Genomic DNA, 1,031 nt, shown 5'->3' with positions numbered 1-1,031 from the left:
GCGGGCACGCGCGTGGCATTATCATCAGACATGAGAAAAGCGAATAAAAATAGCAAACTTCCTGCCAAGGTCATGATGCCTAAGCCCACGGGTAATATAAAAAGGTAAATCTGCCACACAGTCATCTCGCAACGGTCATTATTAAACGCATCATAGCAGTATCAGGATTGTGCTGTCTGTATGTGGTTTTACACTAAAGCAAAAATAGACAATAAAAAAGGCCATTTGTTAAAAATAGCCTTTCTTCTCATTCAGTCTGTCTAACGCATCGTCACAAACTCTTCTGCACCGGTTGGATGAATAGCAACGGTATTATCAAAGTCTGCTTTGGTCGCGCCCATCTTCACTGCTACGGCAAACCCTTGCAGCATCTCATCGACACCGTAACCGATGCCATGTAAGCCGATGATTTTTTCTTCCTCACCTAAGCACACCAGCTTCATCACGCATTTTTGGCGATGCTGCGTCACCGCGCTATACATCGAGGTAAAGGTCGAGGTGTAGCACTTAATGTTGTCTTTGCCATGTAGCTTCACCGCGTCAATCTCTGATAAACCAATAGTACCGATAGCGGGATGAGTAAATATAACCGTTGGTATCAAATCATAAATCAAATGCTCATTGGTCTTGTTGTTAAACAAGCGCTCAGACAGACGCCTACCAGCGGCGATGGCAACTGGTGTCAGATCAATGCTGTTTTCGATAATGTCACCGACCGCGTAAATACCATCGACATTGGTATTTTGGAATTTATCGACTTTGATTTTGCCAAACTCGGTGGTTTCTACGCCCGTTACTTGTAGGTTGATGTTGTCGGTTGAAGGTGCGCGGCCAATCGCCCAAATCAAGCAATCGACCGTATCAAGCGTGCCATCTTTAGTACATAGCTCTAAACAGCCATCTTCGTTTTTATTGACTTCGGTAAGGGTGGTGTTGGTATGCAGATGAATACCGTCTTGCTCCATCTCTATGAGCAAGGTCTCAACGATAGTGTGATCAAACGAGCGTAGCGGCGAATGCTGACGCACGTA

General features: G+C 45.1%; 1 protein-coding gene. It reads right to left on the bottom strand.

Annotation, left to right across the window (positions count from 1 at the left end):
* Positions 1-260 precede the first annotated feature (260 nt).
* Positions 261-1,031: FAD-dependent oxidoreductase (locus B3V51_RS10605; protein WP_286708391.1), on the bottom strand; the 771-nt coding region annotated here is incomplete at its 5' end.

It is taken from the genome of Psychrobacter sp. UBA2514 (assembly GCF_002341255.1).
Taxonomy (GTDB): domain Bacteria; phylum Pseudomonadota; class Gammaproteobacteria; order Pseudomonadales; family Moraxellaceae; genus Psychrobacter; species Psychrobacter pacificensis.
Note: the sequence above shows the minus strand (reverse complement) of the source record. Positions and strands in the feature narration are given on the sequence as shown.